Genomic DNA, 4,161 nt, shown 5'->3' on the forward strand with positions numbered 1-4,161 from the left:
ACTTCATTATTACTCCACTATCAGAAGATAACCTAACGCCCGCTTAAGAAGCTTGCAATGCACGACTAATAAACTCAACTAAAGCAATCGCAATTAATTTTAATAGGTTGAAAAATACCACATATTGCAAATGCCTCTTGAGTAATGTTAGGTGTTTTCCTATGTCGTATGTTGGGCTAAAAATCGTAGGTTGGTGCTGAACGAAGTGAAGCCCAACGTTTACCGCGAAATATATCTGTAAATCTGTTTTACGGAGCTGCCATATCCATGTTTATCACGCTCTGGTTGGCGCAATGATGATCGCCTGTTGGGCTTCGCTACGCTCTGCGCGACCTACAAAAAACCACGCTACCGCCCCTGAGTGTCAGCCCCCAGTTCGCTGCTGTTAACCTGCGAGAAAGTAACAATCGCTGTCATGGCGTTCTTCCGAGAGGTTGATTGTCATTCGGGTATCTTAAGGGGGAGGGTGGAGCGTTGAGAAGCGTGTTTTGGTGGGAATCTGTGTTGGATCAATAAATTAGTCATTAAGGCATGGGCTGAGTGAGCAACTCATTTGGTTGGGAATGCAAAGCCGCCCTCACCCCAGCCCTCTCCCGGAGGGAGAGGGGGCAACACGCCCAGAGCCGCAGGGGACACGCGAGATAAAAAGAAAGGGAGCCGGTCAGGCTCCCTTTGATGCAGTGATGCAGTGATGCAGTGATGCAGTGATGCAGTTACGCGGTCATGCCATTGGCCACTCAGGGTCACAACCATCTGACCCTATTTCCGACCTTATCGATTGGTCGCGGCCTTCATCCCTTCCACAAACTCTTTCAGACGTACCAGCATATGCGCCGGGTTTTGGTGGTGGGTCTCGATGATCTTCACCACGGCGGAGCCGGAGATGGCACCGGCGGCGCCAGCGGCAATCGCTTCACGCACCTGAGCCGGGTCGCTGATGCCAAAGCCGAGCAGGGCGGGAGGGGCCTTGAACTCGCGCAATGTGTTGATCAGCCCCTCCACCGGCATGCCAGCCTTGGTCTCAGCGCCGGTCACACCGGCGCGGCTCACCAGATAGGTGTAACCATTGCCGAGCTCCGCCACCTGTTTCAGGGTCTCGGCGTCGCCATTGGGCGGGGCGATAAAGATGCTGTCGATGCCGAACTTGTCGGCGGCCGCCTTGTAGGGGGCGCACATCTGCACCGGCACGTCGGCGACCAGCACCGAGTCCACGCCAGCCTGCTGGCACTTCTCGTAGAAGCCATCGATTTTGCGCACATAGACCAGGTTGGCGTAGACCAAGAGGCCAATGGGCAGCTGCGGGTACTTGGCGCGGATGCGGCCAAGCAGCTCGAAGCAGTCGTCCGGGGTGGTGTGGCTGGCAAAGGCGCGCAGAGCGGCTCCCTGAATGGTGGGGCCGTCCGCTACCGGATCGGAGAAGGGAATGCCGAGTTCGAGGGCATCGGCGCCCCCTGCGACCAGCGCATCGACGATGGCCAGCGAGAGTTCAGGGGTGGGGTCACCCAGCATCACGAACGGCACAAAGGCGCCCTGATTGGCCGCATCCAGACGGGAGAAGAGTTGTGCGTAACGGTTCATGACAAGGTTCCTTCTTTCTCGAAAATGTCAGCGACGGTGAAGATGTCTTTGTCGCCACGGCCGGAGAGGTTGACGATGAGCACCTGCTCTTTTTCCGGTTCACTGCGGGCCATCTTGAGGGCGTGAGCCAGTGCGTGGGAGGACTCCAGCGCCGGGATGATCCCTTCGGATTTGGCCAGCTCCTGGAAGGCGTCCAGCGCCTCCTTGTCGGTGATGGAGACATACTCGGCGCGGCCGATGGAGGCCAGATAGGCGTGCTGCGGGCCGACGGAGGGGAAGTCGAGCCCCGCCGAGACGGAGTAGGACTCCTGAATTTGCCCCTGAGTGTCCTGCATCAGGTAGGAGTGCATGCCAAAGAAGACCCCCTTGCTGCCGTGCCCCAGCGGCGCACCGTGCTCACCCGTTTCGATACCGTGACCACCCGGCTCGACCCCGATCAGGCGCACCTCTTTGTTGTCGATAAAGTCGGCAAACATGCCGATGGCGTTGGAGCCGCCGCCAACACAGGCGAGCACCGCATCGGGCAGCCGCTCTTCCTTCTCGAAGCACTGGGCCTTGGCCTCTTCGCCGATCATCTTCTGGAACTCCCGCACGATAGTGGGGAAGGGGTGCGGGCCAGCAGCGGTGCCGAGCAGGTAGTGGGCGGTGTCGTAGTTGGCGGCCCAGTCGCGCAGCGCCTCGTTGCAGGCATCTTTGAGGGTGGCGGAGCCGGAGTGCACCGGGATCACGGTAGCTCCCATCAGCTTCATACGAAATACGTTGGGCTTCTGGCGCTCGCAATCTTTGGCGCCCATATAGACCCGGCACTTGAGGCCGAGCAGGGCACAGGCCAGTGCGGTGGCGACGCCGTGCTGACCGGCACCGGTCTCGGCGATGATCTCGGTCTTGCCCATCCGCTTGGCCAGCAGCGCCTGACCCAGCACCTGGTTGGTCTTGTGGGCGCCGCCGTGCAGCAGATCTTCACGCTTGAGATAGAGGCGGGTCTTGGTGCCGCGGGTCAAATTGCGGGTCAGGGTGAGGGGGGTCGGGCGACCGGCATACTCGGTCAGCAGCTCCTCAAATTCGGCGATAAAGGCCGGATCATCCTTGGCATCGACGAAGGCTTTTTCCAGCTGGAGCAGGGCCGGGATGAGGATTTGGGGGACATACATACCGCCAAATTCACCGAAAAACGGGTTGAGCAGAGTCATAGACTATTCCTTGTATTTATAGGCTTAAGCAGTTCATTCATTTGGTGCATGTGGTTAGCGGGCGCGCAGGGCACTTTTACAGTTGGCGCAGCGCGCCAAAGGCCGCCGTAATCTTGTGCGCATCCTTCTGGCCCGGGGCACTCTCTACCCCGGAGTTGAAATCAAGGCCGAGGCAGCCCACTTGCGCCGCCTGCAGGGCGTTGTCGGGATTAAGGCCACCCGCCAGCATCAGTTTGCTCTTATCGAGCGTGGCCAGCAGGCTCCAGTCGAACGCCTGACCGGTGCCGCCGCTCTGGCTGCCCACCGCAGTTTTCACGACAGTATCCAGCAGCAGCCGATCCGCCGGGTAGTCGAGGGCGGGCAGCGGCTCGCCGCTTTCTTTGCCAAGAGAGACACCGACCGCTTTCCAGATCTGGCAACCCGCTGGCAGCAGCGGACGCAGCCCCTCGATATAGGCGGCATCTTCATCCCCGTGCAGTTGCACCGCGGCGAGCCCCAGTGCCTCCACCGTCTGGACTATGGTGGCGGGCTGGGCGTTGCGAAATACCCCGACATAGGCGAGCGGCGCACCCGCCATCACGGCGCGGGCGGCGGGGATGTCCACATAGCGCGGGCTTTTGGAAACAAAGATCAGGCCGCCAAACACGGCACCCGCCTGATGGGCTGCGGCAGCATCGTCGGCGCGGGTCAGGCCGCACACCTTGTTCTGGCCCAGAGTGAGCTTGCGCACCGCAGCCTCCAGATCCGGCTCGGCCATCAGGGATGAGCCCACCAGAAAGCCCTTGGCGTGGTGGCGCAGATCCGCCACCTGAGCGCGGTGGTTGATGCCGGATTCGCTGATCACTACCCGATCGCTTGGAATGTTTTTGGCCAGCTGTTTGGTGCGGTTGAGATCGACGCTCAAGTCCCGCAGATCCCGGTTGTTGATGCCGATCACCGGCGCCCCCAGCGCGATGGCGCGGGTCAGCTCCTCTTCGTTGCTCACCTCGGTGAGCACGCCAAGTCCGAGCTCCTTGGCCACCGCGAACAGGGCGCGATAGCCCTCGTCGGTGAGCACCGAGAGCATCAGCAGGATGGCGTCCGCCTGATAGTGGCGGGCCAGATAGACCTGATAGGGGTCAATCATGAAATCCTTGCAGAGCACCGGCTGCGATACGCGGCCTCGCACCCGCGGCAGGAAGGCGAAATCCCCCTGAAAGAACTTCTCGTCGGTCAGCACCGAGATGGCGGTGGCGTATTTGCCATAGATGTCGGCGATGGCCTCCGGGCTGAAATCGTCGCGGATCAAGCCCTTGGAGGGGGAGGCCTTCTTGCACTCCAGAATAAAGCGGGTGGAGCCCGCCTTGAGCGCGCCAACGAAATCCCGATCGCTGGGGGTCAGCGCGCTCTGGAA

General features: G+C 60.5%; 3 protein-coding genes. All 3 read right to left on the reverse strand.

Going from position 1 to position 4,161, the window contains the following annotated elements:
- Positions 1-771: 771 nt before the first annotated feature.
- Positions 772-1,578: a tryptophan synthase subunit alpha gene (trpA, locus tag LD28_RS0112035; RefSeq protein WP_033137207.1), complete on the reverse strand. Its 807-nt coding sequence runs from the start codon at positions 1,576-1,578 to the stop codon at positions 772-774.
- Complete coding sequence (trpB, locus tag LD28_RS0112040) at positions 1,575-2,768, reverse strand: tryptophan synthase subunit beta (protein ID WP_033137208.1); 1,194 nt, start codon at positions 2,766-2,768, stop codon at positions 1,575-1,577. The genes trpA and trpB overlap by 4 nt, the downstream gene beginning before the upstream one ends.
- Positions 2,769-2,844: 76 nt before the next feature.
- Positions 2,845-4,161: bifunctional indole-3-glycerol-phosphate synthase TrpC/phosphoribosylanthranilate isomerase TrpF (gene trpCF / locus LD28_RS0112045; protein ID WP_033137209.1), on the reverse strand; the 1,317-nt coding region annotated here is incomplete at its 5' end.

It is taken from the genome of Aeromonas finlandensis (assembly GCF_000764645.1).
In the GTDB taxonomy this organism is placed as follows: Bacteria; Pseudomonadota; Gammaproteobacteria; order Enterobacterales; family Aeromonadaceae; genus Aeromonas; species Aeromonas finlandensis.